17 protein-coding genes and 1 pseudogene are annotated in these 24,100 nt (G+C 58.1%); 11 read left to right on the top strand and 7 right to left on the bottom strand.

The genetic code is table 11. From position 1 onward, the window contains the following. Positions 1-7 precede the first annotated feature (7 nt). Positions 8-934 (bottom strand): branched-chain amino acid transaminase, encoded by a 927-nt coding sequence (locus tag LJ360_RS04645; RefSeq protein WP_091851178.1) that lies wholly within the window; start codon positions 932-934, stop codon positions 8-10. A 77-nt stretch (positions 935-1,011) separates the two neighbouring features. Further along, on the bottom strand, positions 1,012-3,909 hold the full coding sequence (gene glnE / locus LJ360_RS04640; protein WP_091851175.1) for a bifunctional [glutamate--ammonia ligase]-adenylyl-L-tyrosine phosphorylase/[glutamate--ammonia-ligase] adenylyltransferase: 2,898 nt from the start codon (positions 3,907-3,909) through the stop codon (positions 1,012-1,014). 134 nt (positions 3,910-4,043) lie between these two features. Here glnE and LJ360_RS04635 point away from each other — a divergent pair, with 134 nt between their 5' ends. Both LJ360_RS04635 and mgtE read left to right on the top strand, forming a co-directional pair. Beyond that, positions 4,044-5,201 (top strand): potassium channel family protein, encoded by a 1,158-nt coding sequence (locus LJ360_RS04635; RefSeq protein ID WP_091851173.1) that lies wholly within the window; start codon positions 4,044-4,046, stop codon positions 5,199-5,201. A 31-nt stretch (positions 5,202-5,232) separates the two neighbouring features. Continuing rightward, complete coding sequence (gene mgtE, locus LJ360_RS04630; protein ID WP_245742560.1) at positions 5,233-6,591, top strand: magnesium transporter; 1,359 nt, start codon at positions 5,233-5,235, stop codon at positions 6,589-6,591. A 20-nt stretch (positions 6,592-6,611) separates the two neighbouring features. Here mgtE and LJ360_RS04625 read toward each other — a convergent pair whose 3' ends face one another. Beyond that, a complete protein-coding gene (locus LJ360_RS04625; protein ID WP_091851170.1) occupies positions 6,612-7,478 on the bottom strand; it encodes a CYTH domain-containing protein in 867 nt (288 codons plus the stop codon). Positions 7,479-7,672: 194 nt separating this feature from the next. Here LJ360_RS04625 and LJ360_RS04620 point away from each other — a divergent pair, with 194 nt between their 5' ends. The 7 genes and pseudogenes from LJ360_RS04620 (at position 7,673) to LJ360_RS04595 (ending at position 16,545) form a co-directional block, all read left to right on the top strand. Beyond that, positions 7,673-8,581: a cation diffusion facilitator family transporter gene (locus tag LJ360_RS04620; protein WP_091851167.1), complete on the top strand. Its 909-nt coding sequence runs from the start codon at positions 7,673-7,675 to the stop codon at positions 8,579-8,581. A 543-nt stretch (positions 8,582-9,124) separates the two neighbouring features. After that, positions 9,125-9,547 carry a TolC family protein gene (locus LJ360_RS04615; RefSeq protein WP_264995415.1) on the top strand — a complete coding sequence of 141 codons (423 nt, stop codon included), beginning with the start codon at positions 9,125-9,127 and terminating at the stop codon, positions 9,545-9,547. Positions 9,548-9,636: 89 nt separating this feature from the next. Next, on the top strand, positions 9,637-10,938 hold the full coding sequence (locus LJ360_RS04610) for an IS1380 family transposase (RefSeq protein ID WP_041336316.1): 1,302 nt from the start codon (positions 9,637-9,639) through the stop codon (positions 10,936-10,938). Positions 10,939-11,093: 155 nt separating this feature from the next. Then, positions 11,094-11,261: pseudogene (locus LJ360_RS19985) on the top strand (hypothetical protein); the annotation flags it as partial. Positions 11,262-11,315: 54 nt separating this feature from the next. Beyond that, positions 11,316-11,960 (top strand): TolC family protein, encoded by a 645-nt coding sequence (locus tag LJ360_RS04605; protein ID WP_264995414.1) that lies wholly within the window; start codon positions 11,316-11,318, stop codon positions 11,958-11,960. A gap of 18 nt (positions 11,961-11,978) precedes the next feature. Continuing rightward, the gene (locus LJ360_RS04600; RefSeq protein WP_091851161.1) at positions 11,979-13,313 is read left to right on the top strand and encodes an efflux RND transporter periplasmic adaptor subunit; all 1,335 of its coding nucleotides are present in this window, start codon (positions 11,979-11,981) and stop codon (positions 13,311-13,313) included. 10 nt (positions 13,314-13,323) lie between these two features. Then, positions 13,324-16,545, top strand: coding sequence for an efflux RND transporter permease subunit (locus LJ360_RS04595; RefSeq protein ID WP_248234398.1), 3,222 nt, complete (start codon positions 13,324-13,326; stop codon positions 16,543-16,545). Positions 16,546-16,989: 444 nt separating this feature from the next. On the opposite strand, the gene LJ360_RS04590 is transcribed toward LJ360_RS04595, so the two are convergent. Beyond that, positions 16,990-18,243, bottom strand: coding sequence for an IS256 family transposase (locus tag LJ360_RS04590; RefSeq protein WP_264994805.1), 1,254 nt, complete (start codon positions 18,241-18,243; stop codon positions 16,990-16,992). Here LJ360_RS04590 and LJ360_RS04585 point away from each other — a divergent pair. Together LJ360_RS04585 and LJ360_RS04580 are read left to right on the top strand one after the other, a co-directional pair. Beyond that, positions 18,242-19,291: a porin gene (locus tag LJ360_RS04585; protein WP_264995413.1), complete on the top strand. Its 1,050-nt coding sequence runs from the start codon at positions 18,242-18,244 to the stop codon at positions 19,289-19,291. The two genes, LJ360_RS04590 and LJ360_RS04585, sit on opposite strands and share 2 nt — an antisense overlap. A 177-nt stretch (positions 19,292-19,468) precedes the next feature. Then, a protein-coding gene (locus tag LJ360_RS04580) for an IS3 family transposase (RefSeq protein WP_264995412.1) occupies positions 19,469-20,622 on the top strand; the annotation gives its coding sequence in 2 pieces (ribosomal slippage) (positions 19,469-19,709 and positions 19,709-20,622; 1,155 coding nt in all). Between the two features lie 242 nt (positions 20,623-20,864). Here the strand turns inward: LJ360_RS04580 and LJ360_RS04575 are convergent. From LJ360_RS04575 to pip, 3 genes are all read right to left on the bottom strand, one after another. Further along, a complete protein-coding gene (locus LJ360_RS04575) occupies positions 20,865-21,977 on the bottom strand; it encodes a porin (protein WP_264995411.1) in 1,113 nt (370 codons plus the stop codon). Positions 21,978-22,468: 491 nt separating this feature from the next. Beyond that, complete coding sequence (dtd, locus tag LJ360_RS04570) at positions 22,469-22,912, bottom strand: D-aminoacyl-tRNA deacylase (RefSeq protein WP_264995410.1); 444 nt, start codon at positions 22,910-22,912, stop codon at positions 22,469-22,471. Between the two features lie 129 nt (positions 22,913-23,041). Next, on the bottom strand, positions 23,042-24,004 hold the full coding sequence (pip, locus tag LJ360_RS04565) for a prolyl aminopeptidase (protein ID WP_264995409.1): 963 nt from the start codon (positions 24,002-24,004) through the stop codon (positions 23,042-23,044). Between the last annotated feature and the right edge of the window lie 96 nt (positions 24,005-24,100).

Below are 24,100 nucleotides of genomic sequence, written 5' to 3'. Positions count from 1 at the left end.
TTGTGAATCAGCCTTTAACCAGCGTCAGCCACTCCTGATGCTGGGGCAGCTTGCCCTTCACCGCATCGAAATACAGGCCCTGCAGCTTCTCGGTCAGCGGGCCGCGCTTGCCTTCGCCAATGATGCGGCCGTCCAGCTCGCGAATCGGCAGCACTTCGGCTGCGGTGCCGGTGAAGAAGGCTTCATCAGCGATGTAGACTTCGTCACGGGTGATGCGGCGCTCTTTCACCGGGATTCCCTCTTCCTTGCAGAAGTCCAGGATGGTCTGTCGGGTAATGCCTTCCAGGCAGGACGTCAGTTCCGGGGTGTGCAACACACCGTCGCGATAGATAAAGATATTCTCGCCAGAGCCTTCGGCCACGTAGCCTTCGTTGTCGAGCAGCAGGGCTTCTTCCGCTCCACCCGAGATAGCTTCGTTAAGGGCCAGCATGGAGTTAATGTAGTTGCCGTTGGCCTTCGCCTTGCACATGGTGATGTTCACATGGTGGCGAGTATAGGAGGACGTCCGCACCTTGATACCCAGCTCCTTGGCCTCCGGCGACATGTAGGACGGCCAGCTCCAGGCAGCGACCATCACGTGCACCTGCAGGTTGTCGGCGCGCAGGCCCATACCCTCGGAGCCCAGGAAGACCATGGGGCGCAGGTAGGCTTCGTCCAGGTTGTTCTCACGAACAGCCGCACGCTGGGCTTCATTCAGCTCATCCTTGGTAAACGGCATCTTCATGTTCAGGATATGAGCCGAGCGAAACAGCCGATCGGTGTGCTCTTTCAGCCGGAAGATGGCCGGGCCCTGGTCCGTATTGTAGGCCCGCACGCCCTCGAAACAGCCCAGGCCATAATGCAGCGTATGGGTCAGGACGTGGGTCTTGGCTTCCCGCCAGGGAACCATCTCACCGTCCAGCCAGATCAGGCCATCGCGATCAGCCATTGACATTGTTCTTACTCCTGGAAAACGTTCTTCGGAAAAACGGCAGTCTATCAGGAAAAATCGCCGAAAAGAAGTATAGCAAGCTAACTACTCATTACTTTTTGCCACATCGCCCGGACATATTCCCGCTCCCCTGGAAAGGCGTCCCCGGACACCTGGCTATTCAGGTTCTGCAAGGCCCGGCGATGGATGGTGGAGCGCAGGGTAATAAAGGTTTCCCGCAGCTTCTCGGTGTCCTCCACTGGCAATACGCCTACCCGGCCCAGCTCTTCCATCTGCCGGATATTGTCAGACCACTGAGTCAGCTCCGGGTGGTCATGGGACTGGCTCAGCATCAGGTACTGCACCATGAATTCGATATCAATCAGCCCCCCGGTGTCATGTTTGATGTGGAAAACCTCCGCCTGCCGGGATTCCGGGGTGCCCAGACTGGCACGCATCTTCTCCCGCATGTCCACGACTTCCTGGCGCAGTTTTGACGGGTCACGCTGCTGGCAGAGAATCTCGTGGCGCAAGGTCTCGAATTTCTCAAGGGTCTGCTCACAACCGGCAACTCCCCGGGCCCGGGCCAGGGCCTGGTGCTCCCAGGTCCAGGCGTCGTTGCGCTGGTATTTGTCGAATGCCGTTACGGTGCTGACCAGCAGCCCGGAATTACCGGAAGGCCGCAGGCGCATGTCCACCTCATAGAGCTGGCCGGACGGGGTCTGGGTACTGAGAATGTGGACAATGCGCTGGCCGAGACGCGTATAGAAAACCGCATTGTCGATGGATTTATCACCATCGGTGGATTCCTCGGGGTCTGCATCGTGAATGAACACCAGGTCCAGGTCCGAGGTATAGCCCAGCTCCAGTCCGCCCAGCTTGCCATAACCGATGATAGCGAAATCCGTGTCACAGGCCGAACCATCCGCACGTCGAGGATAACCATGACGGCTGACCAGGTTGGCGAAGGCTACATCGACCACATGGTCCAGCACCACCTCGGCAATCCAGGTCAGGTAATCGCTCACTTTCATCAACGGCAGGGTTCCGTGCAGCTCGGACGCCGCTACCCGAAGGATATGCGCCTTCTTGAAGTGCCGCAGGGACTCCATCTGCTCTTCCAGGTCCTCAAAGGGAATCCGCAGCATCTGCTGGCGCAGGTCGTCTTCCAGCTCCGCCTTGGCCGGGGGATGGTAGAGGCTTTCTGCGTTCAGCAGCTCGTCCAGCAGTAACGGTGTCTCCGCCAGTTGACGGGCGATCCACGGGCTCTCACTGCACAGCCACACCAGCTGCTTGCGGGCACCGGGGTTCTCCAGTAACAACACCATGTAGGCGGTCCGACGCAGGATGGCTTCGACCAGTTGCAGAACCCGCTCAAGGGTCACTGAAGGCTGCTCGACGTGGCTCAGTGCCTCGAGCAATACCGGCATGAACTGGTTAAGCCGCTGCCGGCCCTGGCTCTGCATGACCTGGACCGTGCGGCTCTCCCGCAGCTCTTTGACTGATTCGAGGCTGGCCGGTGGATCCTCGAAACCCTGCTCGCCAAGCCAGCTAAGGGCATCTTCCTCCTCCATCTCTGACAGCCACAACTCCTGCCAGCCTTCATCCAGGTCCGTGGCGCTGTCGCCTTCATCCTCCAGGGCAATAATATCGGCAAAATGCCGGGCCACCCTGTCCCGGTGTGCATTCAGGGTATCCAGGCAGGCCTGCCAGCTTTCGAAGCCCAGGATCAGCGCTACCCGGGCCTGGCTCAGCTCGCCTTCCGGCAACAGCTGGGTCTGCTTGTCTTCCATACCCTGCAGGGCATGCTCCAGGTTGCGCAGGAAAATATAGGCATCCCGCAGTTCCCTGACCACCGTTGAAGGCAACAACTCCAGTGCCTCAAGTTCCCCGAGAATGGCCAGCAATTCACGTTGCTGCAACTCCCGGTCCCGGCCACCACGAATCAGCTGAAAGGCCTGGACCACAAACTCGATTTCCCGGATGCCACCGCTGCCCAGCTTGATGTTGTTTTCCAGCCCCTTGCGCCTGACTTCCCTGTTGATCATGGCTTTCATGGAGCGGAGGGATTCGAAGGCACTGAAGTCAATGTATTTGCGATAGACGAAGGGGCGCAGGCTCTCCATCAGCACCTTGCCCGCCTGCTGGTCACCGGCAACCACCCGCGCCTTGACCATTGCGTAGCGCTCCCACTCCCGCCCCTGGTCCTGGTAGTAGGTTTCCAGGGCCGCAAAGCTCAGGGCGAGAGCCCCGCTCTGGCCATAGGGTCGCAGGCGCATATCCACCCGGAATACAAACCCGTCTGCCGTGATCTGGTCCAGCGCCTGGATCAGCTTCTGCCCCAGGCGGATAAAGAACTGCTGGTTATCCAGGGAGCGGCGACCGCCCCGGGTCTCCCCCTTGCCGGGGAACGCAAAGATCAGATCGATGTCCGAAGAAATATTGAGCTCATGACCGCCCAGTTTGCCCATGCCCAGCACGACCATTTGCTGGGGCACCTCCTCACCAGTGACAGGGTCGGCCCCGTAGGGTGTGCCATATTGCTCGCAAGCCTGCGGATACAACCAGTCCAGTGCAGCCTGGATACAGGTGTCAGCGAAGTCACTGGCAGCGGCGACGGTCTCGTGATAGTCCGCCAGCCCCATGACATCACGCCAGATCATGCGGAACTGGCTTTCCCGACGAAAGCGGCGCAGGGCCCGATGCAGGCTGGCTTCATCGGTGACTTCGGCCAGGTACTCTTGCCAGCGGTCACGCAGGCTGTCACCGGTTGTGGGTTGCGTTAATGGCCGGGCTGTCAGCGCCTGTTCAACCAGGTCACCATGGCGCTCAAGGGTCTCATGAAGAAACGGACTGCGGGCCAGCGCCCCGGCAACATCCGCCTCGTCCAGGCCAGCGTTACCGAGCCAGGCCGGGAAACCTTCCGGAAATACATGCCTCCAGACCTCGGCCACTTCCGCCGCTAACGGCTCCGGCAGACTGCTCCACGGCTCAGACATAACGCAACCCTCTGTATCTCTGTTATATTCCGTCTACTCTATACGTAAGGAGCCTGTGCACAACCCCTGTGGCTGACCGTACGGGTAGAGCACTCCAACAACCACCTGACTGGAACCGCCGGGAATCCGCCCAGATGCTGCCCAACCGCCGTCCCCTGAACCCGGAACACGAGCTGACCCACCTTCCGATGTCGGGCATCATCCGGAACCGGCTGAAGCGGCTGTTCATGTTGCTGCTTGCCCTGATCCTGGTGCACACGCTCATCCTCTGGGCTGCCGAGCCATTCAGTCTGCCCGAATCCTTCTGGCTGGCAATGACAACGCTGACCACGGTCGGCTTCGGTGACCTGGCACCGCAAACGTTCATCGGACGGGTCAGCACCATACTGCTGATGTACCTTACCGCCATCACCCTGCTGACACTGATCATCAGTGACTATATCGAATACCGCTTCTACCGCCGGGAACGAATCCTGACCGGCCGCTGGAGATACGACATGAAAAACCACGTGCTGATTATCAACACCCCCAGACGCGGCGGCGAGCAGTATTTCATGCGCATCGCCACCCAACTGCGCTCCGTACCCGGTTACGAGAGCATTCCCATCATGCTGCTAACCCAGGAATACCCCTCCGGGCTGCCGCCGGAACTTCGGGATATAGGCCTCGTTCACTACCACGGCACCGGCGCCAGCGAAAGCGACCTCAAGGCTGTCCACGCCGGCCTGGCCCGCCACATCCTGGTACTGGCCCTTGATGAGACCGACCCCGGATCTGACAGCTACACCTTCGACATCGCCCACCGCCTGAGCGAACTCAACCTGGCGGGTAAAACCACCGTAGAATGTGTACGGGATGACAACCGGCAACGCTTCCGCTCCATCGGTATACGGTCAACCATCCGGCCGGTACGCACCTACCCGGAAATCATGGTTCGCGCGGTAGTGTCACCGGGTACCGAGAAGGTACTGGAGGATATGTTCAATTATGAGCAGGATCATCCACACCGGTACAACCTGACACTGGACGACCTGATCTGGTCTGATATAGTCAGCGCCCTGATTCGCCACGGTATCGGCACGGCCCTGGCCTATATCGACGACAACGACAACGTCGTCTGCCACCCCGAACCCAACGAGGAGGTGGAAGGCAAGGGCCTGATCGTGCTGGTCAAATCCAGCGAAACCCCGGACGTCTCGGTGGTGGAAGAAGCCCTTGAGCGGTACCGGCAGTTCCTGGAGAAATGGCACGCGATGCACGAGCCACCCGCGAATCCGGCAGCTCCCCGATAACGCCTACGGGCTCCCTTAGAGGCAGTGCAGCGTGGCATTCCTGGACTCGGACTTTTTCCAACCACTCGATTCCGCCCTGGTTTCCGGCGACCCGGAGGCCATTCGCGCTGCAGCGGCAGCTTTCAATGCGGCGGACCTGGCCGAGTTCATCGAGCATACCCATGATGAGGACGGCCGCCACGGCCTGAAACTTTTGCAAAGCCTGCCCATGGAATTGCAGGCCAAGGTATTCGGCTACATTGGGCCGGACATGCAACGGGTCTTTGCTCGCCTGATTCCCAACCGGGAGCTGGCCGGCATCGTCACGGACATGTCGGCGGACGAACGGGCCGACTTCTTCAACTTGCTGGACGAGAACCAGCAGCATGCCCTGTTCCAGTCCCTGGCCAGCCGGGAGCGGGAAGACCTGCGCCGGCTGGCCAGTTTCGAGGAAGGCACCGCCGGGGCCCTGATGACGTCCGACTACGCGGTGGTCAGCTCCGGCATGACCGTGGCGTCCGCCCTGGCGCTGCTGAGGAACACCGCCCCGGACAAGGAAACCATCTACCAGGCCTATGTGGTGGACCAGGACCACCGGCTGATCGGCGTTATCTCCCTGCGCAACCTGATCACCAGCGCCCCCGGTGCCATGGTGGACGGCCTGATGGCCACCGGCCTGGTGTCCGCCCATACCCACACCGAGCAGGAGGAGGTCGCCCGGCTGATCTCCCGCTACGACCTGCTGGCATTGCCGATTGTCGACGATGACGAGCGCCTGGTGGGCATCGTGACCTACGATGACGCCATGGACGTGGCCGAAGCCGAAGCCACCGAGGACATGCACAAGGGTGCCACGGTCGGCCGGCTGGAAACGGGCCTGAAGACGGCATCACCCTTTTCGCTGTACCGTTCACGGGTGCAGTGGCTGGTGATCCTGGTGTTCGCCAACATCTTCACCGGCGCCAGCATCGATCATTTCCAGCAGACCATCTCCAGCCACATCGCCCTGCTGTTCTTCATGCCGCTGCTGATCGCCAGTGGCGGTAACGCCGGCGCCCAGTCCGCCACCCTGATGGTGCGGGGCCTGGCCACCGGTGACGTCACCGCAAAGGACTGGGGCATGCTGCTGGGCAAGGATATCCTGGTGGCCACAGGTCTGGGCCTGACCATGGCGGCGGCGGTCACCGTGGTGGGCGTGGTCAAGGCGGGCCCGGATATCGCGACCGTGGTGGCGATTTCGATGCTGATTGTTGTGCTGATGGGCAGCATCATCGGCATGCTGCTGCCCTTCCTGCTGGATAAACTGCAGTTCGACCCGGCGACGGCCAGCATGCCGCTGATCACCACCATTGCGGACGTCAGCGGGGTGCTGATCTATTTCACCGTTGCCTCGGTGGTGCTGGGTCTGTGACGGCCCGCCCCGTCATCCTGTTACTCTTCGGGCAGCTCCAGCAGAGCGAGCTGTAGTTGCCCGAGCCTGGTGGTGCCGGCGGCCAGATCAGCCACATTCTCGCCCGAGTCCAGCGCGCCCTTCAACCAGGCCAGTTCACCGGCGAGCGTGTCTGGCAGCGCGTCCCGATCCGAAAGCCCCCGCAGGTCCGCCGTCAACGCCTCATCCACGGCCCCCGACAACCACGCCCGTGACAGACCGTGCAACACGCGGTTCACCAACGGATCCTGCTCCGCCAGCGGGACCGGCTGATGCAGCCCCGCGAGCGCATAACCCTGCTCCGCCTTGCTGATCAGGTTCAGGAACACAGGCACCCTGCCCGCCAGTGCCCGCGCCCAGTCCAGCAACGGCCCCGGGTCGCCCTGTTTCAGCTCAAGTTCCAGCTCGCACAGATCCCGACGCTGCCCGCCGGCCAGGATGCTGCCCTGATCGAGGGCGCATTCGATGGTGGTACCGCTCCCCTCCAGCATCCGTATGCGCCGCACAAAATTGGTCTCGAACACCGGCTGCAGTGCCGCCAGGTTCACATCCTGGCCCACCGGGGTGTCGGCAATCAGGCCGATGTTGAGCTCCCTGCCCATCAGGGGCCATTCCCACTCCTGACGCCGATGAGCACCATCCACGAACTCACCCTTGGTTTTCAGGGTCTGGATATACTTGTCACCTGCCTGACGAACGCGCAGGGCCACTTTCTGGTGGTTGAGGTCTCCGGCCGGGGTATCGTAGTAACGGTTAATCAGCGTCTTCTCAGCGCCTATACTGACACCGGTCTGGGCCGACAGCCACTCTGCGGCCTGGTTCAGGGCAACCGGGGTAAGACTCAGCTTGATTTCCAGTTCTTCTGCCATCTTTTCCACCACTCAAGAGAAAACCGAAGTCTATCGCCGATCGCCAGACTACCAGAGAAGGCAAGCCACGACCTGAATTTGGAGGAGAGGTGTCAATCAAACATTAAAGGCATGCCGGACCTACCAACCATGCATTGGCAGATCGACCAACAAACATCTATAGTCTAACGATATTTTTTTCGGAGCCTGACGTAATGAGTCATGATCACACCCACATTGATCCGTCTTCCCGAGACAAACGGGTTGCGCTGGCCATCTGGGCGAACGCCACCCTGACTCTGGCACAGATCGCTGGCGGTATCTTTGCCGGCAGCCTGGCTTTGATTGCCGACGCCCTGCATAATTTTTCCGACATGGCATCGCTCGTGATCGCCTATGCCGCCCGGAAAATCGCACGCCGTCCGGCTGACGCACGCATGACCTTCGGATACGGTCGGATCGAGATCGTCGCGGCCCTCATCAACTACACGTCATTGATCATTATCGGACTCTACCTGGTCTACGAAGGCGGCATGCGCATCATCGACCCACCGGATATCAAGGGCTGGTGGGTCGTCTGGCTCGGCTGTGTCGCTCTGGTGGTGGACACACTGACCGCCTTGCTGACTTATTCCATGCAGAAGGACAGCATCAATATCCGGGCGCTGTTCCTCCACAACCTCTCGGATGCTCTCGCCTCGGTTGCCGTGGTTATTGCCGGGGTCCTTATCCTGCTCTATGACATGAGATGGGTTGATCCTGCCATCACCATAGGAATCGCCGGCTATATTCTCTATCTCGGTCTGACGGAAATCGGAGGCACGATCAGAACGCTTATGCTGGCCAGTCCCACGAACATTGATACCGATGCGGTGATCCAGACGCTCTTGGACATTGAGGGTGTCATCGACCTCCACCATGTACACTTCTGGCAGATGGGAGAACATGATTCCTCGCTGGAGGCCCATGTGGTCGTGGAAGACAGCCTGTGGGACCAGCTCGAGAACACCAAATACCGGATAAAGCGGGTACTTGAGCAGGAGTTCGACATAAACCATTCAACACTGGAGTTTGAACATTCCGACCATATCCACAAGGACGCGAGAATCTATGGCCACGACTGACCGTCCCAACACCACCCGCAGTGGACACCAGCGGTCCGGGACAACTTTCAACCCCGCTGTCCGGAAACCGTAAAATCAGGGTCGAGGTTGCATAGGCCGAAAGGTTGCAATACCATGCTTTTCGCTCATAGCGCCGAAACGCAAACAGGATACGTTTGACCGTGCGACACAGACTCCCAGTAATTCTCTTATGTTTCTTCTTGCTGGTGTCAGCCATGGGCTGGGCAACTGACCTGGCGTCAGGACATGTGTCTCCTGTTGAGCACTCAAGTATTGAGTTGAGCGAAAACGCCGACAATACAGATTACTCGAAAGCCAAAACCGGACACGACCAGAACTGCCATTCAGTGATTCATGGTCTTGCACTCCCCTCGTCCAGGCTGACGACAACGTGTCGCGGTGCGAATCCATCCCCCGTGATTTACACCAGTTACCTTTTCTCACGCTTCATCGCGCCCCCCGAACGGCCTCCCAGAGCCTGACGCGCTCTCTCTGCACAGAATTCCAAAACCACGTCTCAGGTAATATACCCAGGAGTCATCCATGTCATATCGAACATGGCTCGCAACCATAGGCCTCGCCTGCGGATTGGCGAGCCCATGGTCTGCGGTCGCTTCCCAGACTACAAGCCCGGAAACAACCCTGCTCGAATTTGCCGAATCGGTGACGGCAGAACACTTCGATGTCCGTGCCGCGCGCGAAGAAGTAGATGCCGCCATCAGCCGACAAAACGCGGCTTCCCAGCCTCTCTACAACCCCGAGCTAAACTTCGAGGCCGAAAGCGGAGGCGAACAGGCGGCTTTCGGTAACGAAGTCAGCAAACTGGGCGTCGGTATCAGCCAAACCATTGACTGGAGCGACAAACGCGAGGTTCGTGCTCTGGCCGCTCAAGGCGATGTTCTGAGCGCGAAGGCGGAGCTTTCTCTGGTAGAACAGCAGATTGCGGCTAACCCGGATTTCTCATGAAGAAGGTAGCATGAGGAAGGAAGAAGCGGCTTAAAGTGTTAGAATTCAAGTTCCTACACAAAAACCCACACTAAAAGCCGCTATCCAAAATGGTACCTCAAAAACTGACCTTCTCGCCACTCTCCCGCCGCCAGATTGAAGCCGATTTCTCCGGAGGCCATATCACCTCGGATGCCGGTGTGTTGTTACTGCGCGAAGTCGATAAACAACACCGGCTAACCCAGCGACTGGCCGAGACGCTGACCGACCAGCGGGATGCCCGCATGATTCGTCATGGGCTCAACACCATGATCCGGCAGCGCGTCTACGGCGTGGCCAGCGGCTACGAAGATCTGAATGATCATGAAGCGCTTCGCTTTGATCAGGCACTACAAACCGCCACGGGGAATGCCTCGACTCTGGCCGGCAAGTCCACGCTTTGTCGAATGGAGCAGGCGATGGATCGGCAAACCATTGTCAAAGCGCATGAGTTGCTCTGGCACCACTTTATCGAGCAGCATGAGAAGCCGCCCAAGGAAATCGTGCTGGATTTTGACGGCACCGATATTCCGGTGCACGGCGACCAGCCGGGTAAGTTCTTTAACCGGTATTACGACCATCACTGCTACTTCCCGCTTTACGTCTTCTGCGGTAGGCACTTGCTGGTGAGCTATCTGCGCACCAGCAATCGAGGTGATGCCCGGCACAGCTGGGCCATTCTGGCGCTGCTGGTGCGATTTATTCGCGAGTATTGGCCACAGACCCGGATCGTGTTCCGGGGCGACTCCCACTTCAGCAAGCCCCGACTGCTGGCCTGGTGCGATCGCAACCAGGTGGATTACATCGTAGGCATGGCCCGCAACCAGCGGCTGGAGGCGCTTGCCGCCCCAGCCATGGACAAAGTCCGGACCTACTACGAGGCTCATGGCCATAAGCTCGCCAGCACCTTCCGCTTCCGCTACAAAGCCCGAAGCTGGCATAAGCCACGCTGGGTGGTTGCGCGCCTGGAATATGGCCCTCAAGGCCCGAACCCCCGGTTCGTTATCAGCTCCCGCTACGATGACGGATTCAAGCTCTACTACGAACAGTATTGCGCACGGGGTGATATGGAGAACCGGATCAAGGATCAACAACTGGATCTGTTTGCCGGTCGCACCTCCAGCACACACTGGTGGACCAACCAGTGGCGGCTGATCTTATCCGGCTTCGCCTACACCCTGTTCGAGCGTTTGCGGGTGCATCTGAAAAACACGCCCTTCGAACGTATGAGTGCCGGCACCTTGCGCTTGAAGCTGATCAAGGTTGGCGCAGTCATCATCCGCAACACCCGCCGAATACGGGTGTTGATGAGTGATAGCTATCCACACAAGAACGATCTCTCAGCACTGGTTCAGCGCTTGGTGCCCCAGTAGATAATCGGGCTCCCCCGGCCCGATACCAATGGGGGAAAGGGGGAGTTGTGCCTGAATGCCGGAAACTGGCTAAATAATCGCCAACTTCGACCATGACCACTCGGATCTGGCACTACCAGGCTTGGTCTGCGAAGGTTGTTGGAGCACTATGAGAAATCCGGGCTAAGGCACTGAAGGCGCTGATTAGCTACCGCACATCCCAGCACCTTGTCGACCTTGCCCAGAGCCGGGTCGATGTACTGCAACGCTTTGTCGATCTGTCTGAGGACCGCAAGCGGGCGGGCGATATTGGCCAGACAGATCTCGACCTGGCACGCCTTGCACTGGCGGAAGGCCAAAGCACCCTGGCCGAGCAGAGAGTTCAGGCCAACGAGGCATTGCAGTCCGTTCGAGAACTTTCGAGCGGTACGCCGCGGGGCTGGCCCGGATTACCGGAAGATCTGCCACCACCGATAGAAAGCACCCGGCTGGACGAGCTCGCTAAGCGCCACCCCCGCATTGCTGCCCTGCGCAGCAAGCTAGCCGCTGCTCAGGCCGAAATCGATGTTGCCAAAAGCAACCGTAACGCTGACCCGGTTATTGGCGCCAGCGTCTCGAGAGACGGCGAGAACGACATCGTGGGCCTCAGTTTCAGCATTCCCCTGTACGTTCGCAATGACTATAGCGACGAAGTGGACAGCGCCGCCAGTAACGCCCTCGCGGTGGAAGCTCGCATGCACGCCGAATACGAACGTCTGCAGGCCCAACTGAAAACAGCGCTGGAAAACTACCAGAGCAGCCGAAATGCCCTGCAAGACTGGAACCAGGCCGTTAGTGGACGCCTGGACGAAGGTCTGGATCTTCTGGAGCGGCTCTGGCAGGTGGGTGAGCTCAATGCCACCGAGTACCTGTTGCAGATTCAACAACGCCTGGATACCCGCGCCTCCGGTTTACGCCTGCAGGCACAGACCTGGAGCAGCTGGACCAACTGGCTTGTTGTCAGTGGCGACTGGCAGGCCGGATTGAGCGAACTTGGGCTTTAACGTTTAACGGAGATTTGCATGAACATGCCGTTTCAGTTTTTTACATTGACACTCGTAGCAATGCTTGCAGGCGCTCCGGTCGGGGCTCAAACCAATCACGAAGAAAACGGCGAGCACGATCATGCCGCCGAGGAGGGCCAGCGCCAGGCTAGCGCCCAAATGTCCGAAGAAACCCATGAGGAGCCCGGCCATGAGGGGTCAGGCCACGAAGAGGAGGGCGAACACGAAGGTGAGGGGCACGAGCAAAGGGCCTCAGAAGAAGGGCATGACGCCGATGGACATGAAGAAGAACATAAAGAGGAAGGACATGCCGAAGAAGGCCACAATGAGGCCCCCCCGGGCGTGGTGGAGCTGAGCAGCGAATCGCAGCGCATGGCCAATATCGAGGCCAGAAAGCTTGAACTTCAGCCAGTGCCGGAAATCGTCACGGCCCCCGGTGAAGTCCAGCTGAACGACTACCGGTCCGCTCGCGTGAGTACAAGGATTCCGGCGCAAGTCGTTTCACGGATGGCGGAACTGGGCGACGTGGTCGAAAAAGGCGCTCCCCTTGTACTGTTGACCAGTGTTGAAATGGCCGAAGCCCAGGGCGCGCTCCAGATCGCTGCCCGTGAATGGTACCGCGTTCGCGAATTAGGCAAGTCCGTGGTCGGAGAGGCGCGCTATATAGAGGCCCGTGTCGCGTTCCAGCAGGCACAGTCCAGACTCCAGGCCTACGGCATGACCGAAACCCAGGTTACTCAGTTTTTGCGCGGCGAAGACGAGCTTCAACTTGGTCAGTTCAGGCTGCTTGCGTCAGTGGCGGGCACCATTATCGAGGATGATTTCGTGGTGGGTCAGTATGTGGAGACCGGAACACCGCTCTTCATGATCACTGATGAATCCAGCGTCTGGGTAGAAGCGACGGTTCAGGCCTCGGCCGCGCGCGCCATCGAACCCGGCGAACCGGCGAGGGTCCGCATAGGGGACGAGTGGCACCAGGGCACGGTCGTTCAGAAACATCATCGACTGGACGAAAGTACTCGCACAATGGGCGTGCGCATTGAGCTTGAGCTTGACGAGGAGCACTCACCGCACCCTGGTGAATTTGTTGAAGTGGCCATAGAAGCGGATCAGGGTGAACCCGGCCTGCTGGTTCCTGAACGGGCACTGAATCGTAACAGCGCCGGTGAATGGGTGGTATTCATACAGGAAGCTCCGGGCAAGTATCGGCAGGTCGATATCCGGAGATTGAAAGAGCTCTCCGGAAAAGTACAGATCGCTGGCGTTGAACCTGGCACCACCGTCGTGACTGACGGTTCGTTCTACCTTAATTCCGAAATTGCCAAGGGCGGTTTCTCCGTACACAACCACTAAAGGGGACCTCATGCTTAACGCCATTGTCGACTGGGCGGTGAGAAGCCGCCTGTTGGTTGTGATCGGCCTGTTCGCGGCCGTCATAGTAGCTGTTTTCACCATCCCCCGACTTAACCTGGATGCATTCCCGGACGTATCCAATGTCCAGGTCGTCATAAACACGGAGGCGCCGGGGCTGGCCGCCGAGGAGGTGGAGCAGCTTATCAGCTTCCCCATCGAAGCGACCATCTACTCGCTGCCAAGCGTCGAGGAGGTCCGGTCGATCTCACGTACGGGGCTGTCAGTGATCACCGTTGTCTTCGAGGAAGGCACCGACATCTACTTCGCCCGACAGCTTGTCTTTGAACAGCTTCAGGCTGCCCGGGAGCAGATTCCCGAAGGCGTGGGACAGCCCGAGATGGGCCCGAATACCAGTGGCCTCAGCCAGGTCTATGAGTATGTGCTGACCAGCGAGAATCCGGAAAAGTACGGCCCCATGGAACTGAGGAGCCTCAATGACTGGGTGGTGAAACTGCTGATGATGCCGGTCGAAGGTGTCACGGGGCTGCTTTCATACGGTGGAGAAGTCCGCCAGTACCAGGTCAAGCTGAATCCGGCCAAGCTGCTTTCCTACGACCTGACCGCTGATGACGTCACCGAAGCCATCAATGCGGGTAACCGCAATGCCGGCGGCTGGTATGTCAACCGCGGCAGCGAACAGTTGGTCATTCGCGGCGTTGGCTGGGTCCGGAGCGGTAAAGATGGCCTGCGGGATATCTCAAACGTACCGGTCAAGGAAGTTGATGGTACAGCCATCACCGTCGGGGACGTTGCCGAGGTGGCCTACGGCGGTGAGATACGTCAGGGCGCTGTCACCATGACCAAGAGAACCGCCGATGGCGAGGTTCAGGCCATGGGCGAAGTGGTCGCCGGCATCGTGCTCAAACGTTTCGGGGCCAACACCGCGGAAACGATTACCGATATTGAAGAACTGCTTCCCACCATCCAGAAGGCACTGCCCGAAGGTGTCAGGATCGAGCCCTACTACAACCAATCGGATCTGGTGTTCAGTGCCGTTGACACCGTGGTGGATGCACTGCTGCAGGCATTCGTCTTTATCGTCATCATCCTGGCCCTGTTCCTGCTGAATCTTCGGGCCTCTCTGCTGGTGCTGCTATCGATTCCCATTTCGGTAGGTCTGGCACTGATGGTCATGAGCTATTTCGGCATGTCGGCGAACCTCATGTCCCTCGGAGGGCTGGCCATTGCCATCGGTATGATGGTGGATGGCTCCATCGTGGTCATGGAAAACATCTTCAGCCATATATCCCGCCCGGACCGGTTCCACGACTCCGAACGGAGGCGAGAGCTCACCCCTGACGACAGCGGAACGGAAATCGACCACGACCAGGCTGAGCAGGACGATCCGCAAGGTGTATCGCTACGTATCGCGGAAGCCACCAAGGAGGTCGCCAGATCGGTGTTTTTCGCCGTCATGATTATCGTCGTGGTGTTCCTGCCACTGTTTACCCTCCAGGGAGTGGAAGGGAAAATGTTCACGCCGATGGCAATCAGCATTGTACTCGCGGAGCTCGCCGCACTGGGTACAGCGCTGGTGGTTGTGCCGGCACTGGCCAGCTACTTCTTCCGCCGGGGCATCCATTATCGTCCGAGTCCGATATTGAAGCCGCTGGAAGCCGGTTATCGCTGGTTGCTGGACCGCGCCATACGGTTTCGGAGCATTGTCGCAGGTACAGCAATCGTCATGCTGGCGTTTGCCATCTTCCTCATTCCCAGGCTCGGTACCGAATTCATGCCGGAGATGGAGGAAGGCACCATGATGGTGCGGGTGACGCTTGCTCCCTCGGTCAACGTCGATGCCGCGGTGGAAATTGCGCCCAAGCTGGAAAAGCGAATCATGAAATTCCCGGAGGTGACCTATGTGACCAGCCGCATTGGTCGTGCCGAGTTGGGCGGTGACCCCGAACCCGTATCCAACATCGCGATGTATATCGGGTTAAAGCCCGCGGAACAGTGGGAGTCGGCCGAGGACCGGGAAGGGCTCCAGGCACTGATACAGGAGGAGCTCTCAGTTCATCCGGGGCTTATCCTTAACTTTTCCCAGCCCATTGCCAACCGCGTGGACGAACTGCTCTCTGGCGTAAAGGCGCAGCTGGCCATCAAGCTGTTCGGGCCCGACCTGGACATTCTTGCCGAGAAGGGCCAGGCCATCGAAACCCTTGCCAAGTCCGTTGAAGGCACCCGCGATGTTCAGATGGAACAGATCGCCGGGGAGGCTCAACTGATCGTCCGCCCGGACCGGGATCGCCTCGCCCGCTATGGCATTTCAGTCGCACAGGTCATGGAACTGGTGTCTGACGCGATCGGTGGCCAGAGTGCCGGCCAGGTGATCAAGGGCAATGAACGGTACGACATCTACGTGCGCCTGGCTGAGCAGTACCGAAACAGTGCGGAGAGCATTCGCTCACTGATCCTTCAGGCACCCAACGGTGCCTGGGTCAGGCTGGAAGACGTCGCTGAAGTGGCGATTGAGGAAGGTCCGCCGCAGATCCGCAGGGATGACGTTCAGCGCCGGGTAGTCGTTCAGGCAAATATCGAGGGTCGTGACATGGGCGGCGTGGTAGCCGAACTTGACCGCCGGATTGCGGAAGAGGTGGACCTGCCGGCGGGCTACTCGGTGGTGTTCGGCGGTCAGTTCGAGAACCAGCGTCGGGCTCAGCAGACATTGATGATTGTTGTTCCCATTTCACTGGCGCTGATTTTCCTGTTCCTCTACTTTGCCTTCGGCTCAGTGGGGCAGGCGCTACTGATCATGCTAAACGTACCCCTTGCCCTGATCGGCGGGGTGGTGAGCCTCTGGATAACGGGGCAGTACCTGTCTGTACCGAGCTCTATCGGCTTCATCACGCTTTTCGGCCTGGCTGTACTCAATGGCGTGGTCATGATCAGCGCGATCAACCAGCGAGTCGAGGGAGGGTTACCTCCAGCGGAAGCTGCCTTTGAGGGAGCCCTTACAAGGTTACGGCCGGTGATGATGACAGCCTTCACCTCTGCACTGGGCCTGATACCGATGCTGATGGCGTCAGGGATTGGCTCTGACGTTCAGCGCCCGCTGGCATCCGTCGTGGTGGGGGGACTGGTTTCGGCAACGCTGTTGACGCTCGTGGTTCTGCCAGCGCTGTACCAGACCTTCTCACGGGGATGGATCAGGGACCACACACACGAGGTCTGACAGGCCTGACAGTCCGTGAGTGCTCGACAGTTTCCAGCCATGGATACGGAGCCTCACGGACACCCTGCTTTTCTCGCCGGGCCCCAGGGTCCGGCCACTTCCCGAAGCAACATTACCTGACTGGCGTCCGAAAGACGTAAAGGCCAAGCATTTCCGTCTTATCACTTACGCCCTGCAGAACCCCCCTCCAGAGATCTGCTCCGACAAGGGAGCCTTTTCACAAAAATGAAATATTAAGTTAACCATTTATTCATATTCTCTCCGCATAGTAGGCACCACGAACTCAATACTGATCGGTAACGATCGAATCTGGAGAGAAAGCGAATGAAAAAACAATTGCTTGCAGCAGCTATCGGCACACTGGTTGCCGCACCGTCCATCGCACTGGCGGATAAGGGCCCGACGGTATACGGCAGAGTTATTGTCAAATCTGGTGTATGACCATCAGGCAGCGTTCCTGTCAGATTGATCTTCCACCTGTATTCCATCCTGAAACTGCACGTTGTCCACGACCAGCTTCAGTTGGTCGAACCCCTTGATCCGCTTCCAGCGCTTTTGGGCGGACTGTAGCAGTTTGAACACCATCGATAACGTGGTGTCGCGGTTGCCGCAAGAGCGGCTTCGCTTGGTTCTCAGTCGCACTGTGGCGAAAGTGGATTCAATCGGATTGGTCGTCCGTAAGTGAATCCAGTGAATCGCCGGAAAATCGTAGAAGGCCAGCAGCTCGTCACGATCCTTCTCCAGGTTTTCCATGGCCTTTGGGTACTTGTCCCGGAACCGCCTCAAGGTGCTATCGAACGCCTTGTGAGCGCTGTCTCGCGTCTCGGCCAGATAGATCTCGTGCAGTGCCGATTTCACCTTTGGCTGCACGGACTTGGGCAGTTTGTCCAGCACGTTAGCCGTCTTGTGGACCCAGCACCGCTGGTGCCGGGTGTCCGGAAACACCTTGCTCAGGGCCTTCCAGAAGCCCAGTGCGCCGTCGCCAACAGCTAGCTTGGGCGAAGGCTCCAGGCCTCTTTCCCGTATGTCCGTGAGCAGCTCTCGCCAGCTGGCTTCGGACTCCCGGTGGCCATCCTCGACCGCAACCAGCTCCTTGTGGCCGTGCTCGGTCACGCCGATGATCACCAGCAGGCAGAGCCGGTCATCCAGGCGGACGTTGCTGTACACGCCGTCCGCCCACCAGTAGACGTAACGCTTCTGGCTCAGGTCTCGTCGCTGCCAGTCCTTGTGCTCATCAAGCCACTTCGCCTTGAGCCGAGACACTGTGTTGGCCGACAGGCCATTGGCTTGTTCACCAACCAGCGCACTCAGGGCCTCCTGGAAATCACCAGAGGAAACACCTCGCAGGTAGAGCCAGGGAATCAGTTCCTCCAGGCTCCGGGCGCGCTTCAGGTACGGTGGCAGCAGGTGGCTGTTGAAGCGAATGCCAGAGCCACTGCGATCCCGGACCTTGGGAACCTGCACTTCCACGTCACCGACGCCTGTCTGGACGGTGCGCTTGGGAAGGTGCCCATTACGCACCACTGCCTTGCGACCATCAGGTGCCTTAATGTCCTCATATTGCCTCAACAGACTCTCCAGCTCTGTCTCGACAGCCTGTGCAATCAGGTCCCGGGCACCCTGCCGGATCAACTCGTGCAACGGATCGTTGCTGGCTACCTCTGGTTGTGAAAGAGCATGCAGGTTAGACTTGGGCATGGCGTATCATTCCTCTGTTGGTTGTGATCTTGGCGGTGATCAACCAACAGGATACGCCACCCCTTCAGCCTGCTTCCATACACCAGAAATCACCATAACTCTATACGGCAAGGTCAATGTCTCTTACGAGAACTACGATAACGGCACCGACGACCAGTGGGAATTGAACAGCAATGCTTCCCGTATCGGCGTCAAGGGCGCCCTTGACCTGGACTTCCAGAATGTTCAGGCCATTTATCAGGCCGAGTTCGAAATCGATGTCGATAACGGCGACTCCGGCGGTGGCGAAACCTTCGATCAGCGGAACATCTACGGCGGTTTCACGCACGCCAATCTGGGTACGCTGATTGCTGGCAAGTTCGATACGCCGTTCAAGAAAGCACAGTTGGACGTGGACCTGTTCGACAATCTGGGCGGCGATATCAGTTCGATCCTTGGTGGCGAAGAGCGGGTCAGCAACATTATCCAGTACAGCACACCGAAACTCGCTGACGTCATCACCCTGAACCTGGCCATGATCCCAGGAGAAGGCGACGATAAGGCCGGTGAAACCAGGGACAACGCCGCCGACGCGTTCTCCTCTTCCGTGGTATTCGATAATGGAACTATCTTCGGCGCTGTGGCATACGATTCGGAAGTCACCACCAACATCTATGATGCTGACTTTGCCGGTATCGGCGAAGATCTCTACTTGGTAGACGCGGTGCGCGTCTCCGGCGGTGCCCGCATTCAGAACTTCGAGTTAGGGGCGATTTACCAGAAATCCGAAACCTCTGATGACGTGGCGGGCATGAGCTACGAGGACAGCTCCTACATTCTCAGTGGCGCCTTCAGCCTGAACCGTTTGAAGCTGAAGGCGCAGTATGGTCTGACCAGCATGGACCAGACTGACGACGACCTCACGCTGATGGCTCTGGGGGCCGACTACAAGGTGGGTGACAAGAGCAAGATCTTTGGCTACTACGCCAATGCGGAAGCGGATGAGAATACGTCTTCCCTGGAAGACACCTACTTCGGTGTCGGTTTCGAGCACAAATTCTCTATGTAACCGCCGGAACGTGAAGTCAGAATACAACTGCAGGCGCTACAGCGAAGCCTGACATGAGTTAACACAGGTGTTGCCGGGATCTTCCGATCCCGGCTTTTTCGTACTCACGCTAAAGGGGTTCTACCCTGTTACTGCGGACATTCCTAAAAAGAGGCACACTGTGCCAAAGGAGTGTTCATGTCCAGACGCAGAAAATATAGCCCAGAGTTCAAACGCGAAGCCATCGCTTTAACCCGTCAACCCGGTGTGAGTTGTCGCCAAATAGCATTGGAGATCGGCATCAATCCCAATCTCCTGTCTCGTTGGCGCAGAGAAGCGGATGAGGAGACAGACAAGGCCTTCAAAGGCTCTGGTTCTCCCAGAGACGAGGAGGTTGCCCGTCTCAAGCGAGAATTGGCTCGCGTGAAGAAGGAGCGTGATTTTTTGCGCGAAGCGGCAGTGTTCTTCGCAAAGGAGTCGTCCTGAGGTATCAGGCGATTCAACGTTGTCGCAATCATTTCCCGATACGTCTTATGTGCCGATGCCTGAAGGTGTCGGCCAGCGGTTATTACGCTTGGGTATCTCGCCCGCAGTCCGCCAGGGCAAAGGCGAATCAGCACTTGCTGTCACGCATCAGAGAGATTCATGACGATAGCGGTGGCATGATTGGCTCACCCCGAATGCACGAGGACCTGGTTGCCGAAGGCACGTCAACCAGTCTGAACCGTGTTGCTCGGTTGATGGCCAAACACGGCATTCAGGGTTGGCCACGCAAGAAGCGCGGACGCTTGGGGCGTCGATCTCATCGGCCACCGGGAATCCGGAATCATCTGGAGCGAAATTTGTCCGCTCTGGAGCCAGACACCAAGTGGGTGACGGATATTACGGAGATACCCACGCAGGAAGGAAAGCTCTTTCTCTGCGTGGTTCTCGACCTGTTCAGCAAGCTGATCGTTGGCTGGTCGATGCATCACCGACAGGATCGGCATATGGTGATAAGAGCGGTTGAGATGGCCGTTTGGCAGCGCCAGGGGAAAGTCCCGGTGATATTGCATTCAGATCGAGGCAGTCAATTTACCAGCGGAGACTATCAACGATATCTCGGCAGCAACCGCCTGGTGAGCAGCATGAGTGCAGTCGGCCACTGTGGCGATAACGCGGCCTGTGAGGGATTCTTCGGAATGCTCAAGCGTGAGCGCATTCACCATCGACATTACCGCACTCAGAACGAAGCGAGAGCTGATGTATTCGACTACATTGAGCGGTTCCATAATCCCAGGATGCGACGTAGGGTTGCCGTTCAGGATCAGAAGTTATCAGCCGTTTTAAAACCGTCCGTGGAAACGGGGTAGAACCCTTGCAGATGGCCCGGAATTCAGACTTATGGGGTTTCGCTGGAATCAGCAAGCGGAGTGGTAGTTGATGGGGACCGTTTGGTTACAGGGCGAGCAAAGGATTTACCCGAAACATACGGCAATAAATTTGCCTTCCAAGCAACGCCTTAGCAGCTGGAACCTTTAGCACAAGGCGCATCAGGTTCCAGCTACCAGGTTACTGCACTACATTATGAGGGTGACACACGCCTCCCTACATATTAAAAGAGGTAAGCGCCACCGATATTCAGCTCATTGTAAGCGGAATCGTAAACGTCACCTTCTTCGTCGTTACGATGAAGGCCTTCAACATACACATAGAGGTTGTCGGAAACGTTATGCAGGGCCTGGGCGGTGATGTTAGACGACTCCCTTTTACCGTCACCAGCACCGTCCACATCGTCTTCTTCCATTTCGTAAGACAGCGTGAAACGCGAGGCGCCCATGGTGTAAATCCCCTGAACGCCGATCAACTCCTCGCCCAGACCGGTGTTTTCTGCCACGTTACCAAACGACTCCGCAGACTCAACCGGGTCAGCGCCGAACGATTCACCAGCGGCTGCCACAGACTCATCCCCTTCCTGGGTGGAATAGAACGCATTCAGCGACAGTGCATCCGTTACAAAAAAGTCAACTCGGACACCATAGGTGTTTTCGTTGTTTGCGGCGCCATCATTTGAGTCCATAGCCAGCGCCACGGCAAACCGGTCATGCTGATATTTCATGCCCAACTGGTACGGATACTTGTTGTCACGGCTCTGGCCGTTTTCGTCCCGCTCGCTTTTGCCGTCAACCTGCATAACACCATGCAGGGTCAGCCCGCCGAAGCTCGGTGACACGTACTGAATCAGGTCGTCTTCGCCGGTAGTCCAGTTGGCATAAAAATTCCCGTTACCAACTTCATAGTACCAGTTGCCATAACCACCAATCAGGGTTTCATACTGGGAATCGTCGGAACCAACCCACACTTCACCGAAATTCCCGCGAACACCAAGATAGGCTTCGTCGGTTTCGATAGTTTCATTGGTCTCGCCTTCAGTTGGAAAGAAACCTTCCAGCTCAAGCTTTCCGAAAGCTTCGACTCCCGGCATGATTTCGTGGCTGCCACGAATCCCCAGAGTAGAATAAGTGTAGTCTGTCAGTTGACTTCCTGAACCCTCGAAATCCTCATGATCCGAGTTGGTGTACATCATCTGGACGTTACCGTAAATCTCCGGCATGGCGTCCAGGCGAGCGTTCAGCTCGGAGTACTCTTTGCTGGTCGCGGCCGACACGACTGTCGGAGCAGCGACCATGGCAAAGGCGATGGCTGATGCAATAGCTGTTTTTTTCATCTTATAGCTTCCTTTTGAGTTAACTCAGGTTTTTAGCGACGGGCCTGACCCGCCTGTCAGTCTCAGTACACCCGCCATCGCCAGCTCACGCTGTGAAAGCGGGGTGATGACGTCAGGCTTTTTCTCGCGGAGCCCTTCACAGTCAATCACTTACAAATCCTTCTTAAAGGATTATCTGGTTAAAGATTGTTGTAATACACTTTCCAGAATTTTGCAAATTTTTAACCAACATTTATTGGCAATGATGGTAATTTCAGGTAAGGCATGTAAGTTTCGGCTTTACGTCCTTAAACAAGATCAAGGCCACTACCTGGAAAGGGTCTACAATTCAGAGAATTAGGGACTAAAGAATTGTGGGAGCCCTTCTGCCTCCACCCTAACCGCACCAGTTTAGAGCACCTTTTGCCGTTCCGCCTTGTTCCCGCACATTAAGTGAGCGAATCCAGAAGTGACGAGACTGTAACGTTAACACTTCGCAATCACAAGTTGGCTCAGACACTCAACAAAAAAGTCACCGGCCCGTCATTCACCAGGGCCACTTTCATATCCGCTCCGAATTCGCCCTGGACCACCCGGCCTTGACCCAGCTCACCCTCTGCCTTAAGTACAAACTCCGCCACCAGCGCTCGCGCCAGATCCGGCGCAGCGGCATCGGAAAAACCCGGACGCGTACCCGACCCTGTGTCGGCGGCGAGAGTGAACTGAGGAACCACCAGGAGCGAACCACCGCAATCTTCCAGGCTGCGATTCATTCGCCCCTGGTCATCAGGAAAAACGCGGTAGCGGGTGATTTTGTGGAGGAGAGCATCCACCTCGTGGGGGGTGTCCTTGCGCTCGACCCCGAGTAACAGCAGGAGGCCCAGATCAATGCTGGCGATCGTTTCGCCATCCACCGATACCGAGGCCCGGGTTACCCTCTGGATCAATCCTTTCATGTCATCCCTGAAATGAGGCTGGTTTGAATACGGATCGGATTCTATCGGCGGAATACCCCGGGCGCAAGTTGGTCAGCACCCAGGCACCCGATTTTTGAGGGACTTCGATGGGGTGAGCAATGGCCCCGGTCAGGCGAGGCGCGGCTCTGCCTGACGGGAAACGGTTTCCACCGCGCGCATCAGTGCATCAATGATCGGAGGCTCCGAGGCTGAGTGCCCGGCATCCCGGATAATGCGGAGTTCGGCCTGTGGCCAGGCTTCACTGAGGGCAAAGGCGTTATCCAGCGGGCAGACCATGTCGTAACGACCGTGGACAATCACGCCGGGTATATCCGCCAGCCTGTGGGCATTGGCAACCAGCTGCCCCGGCTCCAGGAAGGCATTATTCATGAAGTAGTGGCACTCGATGCGAGCCAGGGCAATGGCGGTATGCGGGTGCGCGAAATGCTCCACCACCCGGGGATTGGGGTGCAGCGTGGCGCAGCGCCCCTCCCACACCGACCAGGCCTTGGCCGCCTGGATCTGCTCCAGCTCGTTCTCGCTGGTCAGGCGCCGGTAGTAGGCACTGACCATATCGTTCCGTTCGGCATCGGGAATAGGCGCCAGGTAGTCCCGCCAGTAATCCGGGAACACCCTGCCCGCGCCACTCTGGTAAAACCATTGGATGTCTTCAGGGCGGCACAGGAAGATGCCCCGCAGCACCAGGCCCAGCACCCGCTCCGGGTGGGCTTCTGCATAGACCAGGCTAAGCGTGGAGCCCCAGCTGCCGCCGAACAACATCCATTGCTCGATACCCAGGAATTCCCGCACCCTCTCCAGGTCTTGCACCAGCACCTGGGTGTTATTGCCCTCCAGCTCCGCCAGTGGTGTCGAGCGGCCGGCACCCCGCTGGTCCAACAAGATAATCCGGAACCGCTCAGCATCGAAGAAGCGCCGGTACCAGTCCTCACAACCACCGCCCGGGCCACCGTGAACGACAATGACAGGAATGCCGTCCGGGTTGCCGGATTCTTCCAGATACAGCTCATGGGGCGGATCCACCGCGAGACGGTGGCGGGTGTAGGGTTCGATTTCGGGGTAGAGGGTGAGCATTGGCAACTCCTTGTCGTGACCACAAGGAGTCTAGCGGAGACAGGGGTAGGAAATACAGTCGGGTAGATGTTGTCCCTCGCGATGTCTGCAAAGGCT

The organism is Marinobacter sp. AN1 (assembly GCF_026013985.1).
Lineage (GTDB): Bacteria > Pseudomonadota > Gammaproteobacteria > Pseudomonadales > Oleiphilaceae > Marinobacter > Marinobacter segnicrescens.
The sequence above is the reverse complement of the archived record's forward strand: the minus strand, read 5'-3'. Positions and strand labels throughout refer to the sequence as shown.

Bases quoted from the DNA above. Each gene is read 5' to 3' on its own strand.
- LJ360_RS04645 (WP_091851178.1), bottom strand. From the start codon at position 934: ATGTCAATGGCTGATCGCGATGGCCTGATCTGGCTGGACGGTGAGATG.
- glnE (WP_091851175.1), bottom strand. From the start codon at position 3,909: ATGTCTGAGCCGTGGAGCAGTCTGCCGGAGCCGTTAGCGGCGGAAGTG.
- LJ360_RS04635 (WP_091851173.1), top strand. From the start codon at position 4,044: ATGCTGCCCAACCGCCGTCCCCTGAACCCGGAACACGAGCTGACCCAC.
- LJ360_RS04625 (WP_091851170.1), bottom strand. From the start codon at position 7,478: ATGGCAGAAGAACTGGAAATCAAGCTGAGTCTTACCCCGGTTGCCCTG.
- LJ360_RS04620 (WP_091851167.1), top strand. From the start codon at position 7,673: ATGAGTCATGATCACACCCACATTGATCCGTCTTCCCGAGACAAACGG.
- LJ360_RS04615 (WP_264995415.1), top strand. From the start codon at position 9,125: ATGTCATATCGAACATGGCTCGCAACCATAGGCCTCGCCTGCGGATTG.
- LJ360_RS04610 (WP_041336316.1), top strand. From the start codon at position 9,637: ATGGTACCTCAAAAACTGACCTTCTCGCCACTCTCCCGCCGCCAGATT.
- LJ360_RS04600 (WP_091851161.1), top strand. From the start codon at position 11,979: ATGAACATGCCGTTTCAGTTTTTTACATTGACACTCGTAGCAATGCTT.
- LJ360_RS04595 (WP_248234398.1), top strand. From the start codon at position 13,324: ATGCTTAACGCCATTGTCGACTGGGCGGTGAGAAGCCGCCTGTTGGTT.
- LJ360_RS04585 (WP_264995413.1), top strand. From the start codon at position 18,242: ATGGCGTATCATTCCTCTGTTGGTTGTGATCTTGGCGGTGATCAACCA.
- LJ360_RS04590 (WP_264994805.1), bottom strand. From the start codon at position 18,243: ATGCCCAAGTCTAACCTGCATGCTCTTTCACAACCAGAGGTAGCCAGC.
- LJ360_RS04575 (WP_264995411.1), bottom strand. From the start codon at position 21,977: ATGAAAAAAACAGCTATTGCATCAGCCATCGCCTTTGCCATGGTCGCT.
- dtd (WP_264995410.1), bottom strand. From the start codon at position 22,912: ATGAAAGGATTGATCCAGAGGGTAACCCGGGCCTCGGTATCGGTGGAT.
- pip (WP_264995409.1), bottom strand. From the start codon at position 24,004: ATGCTCACCCTCTACCCCGAAATCGAACCCTACACCCGCCACCGTCTC.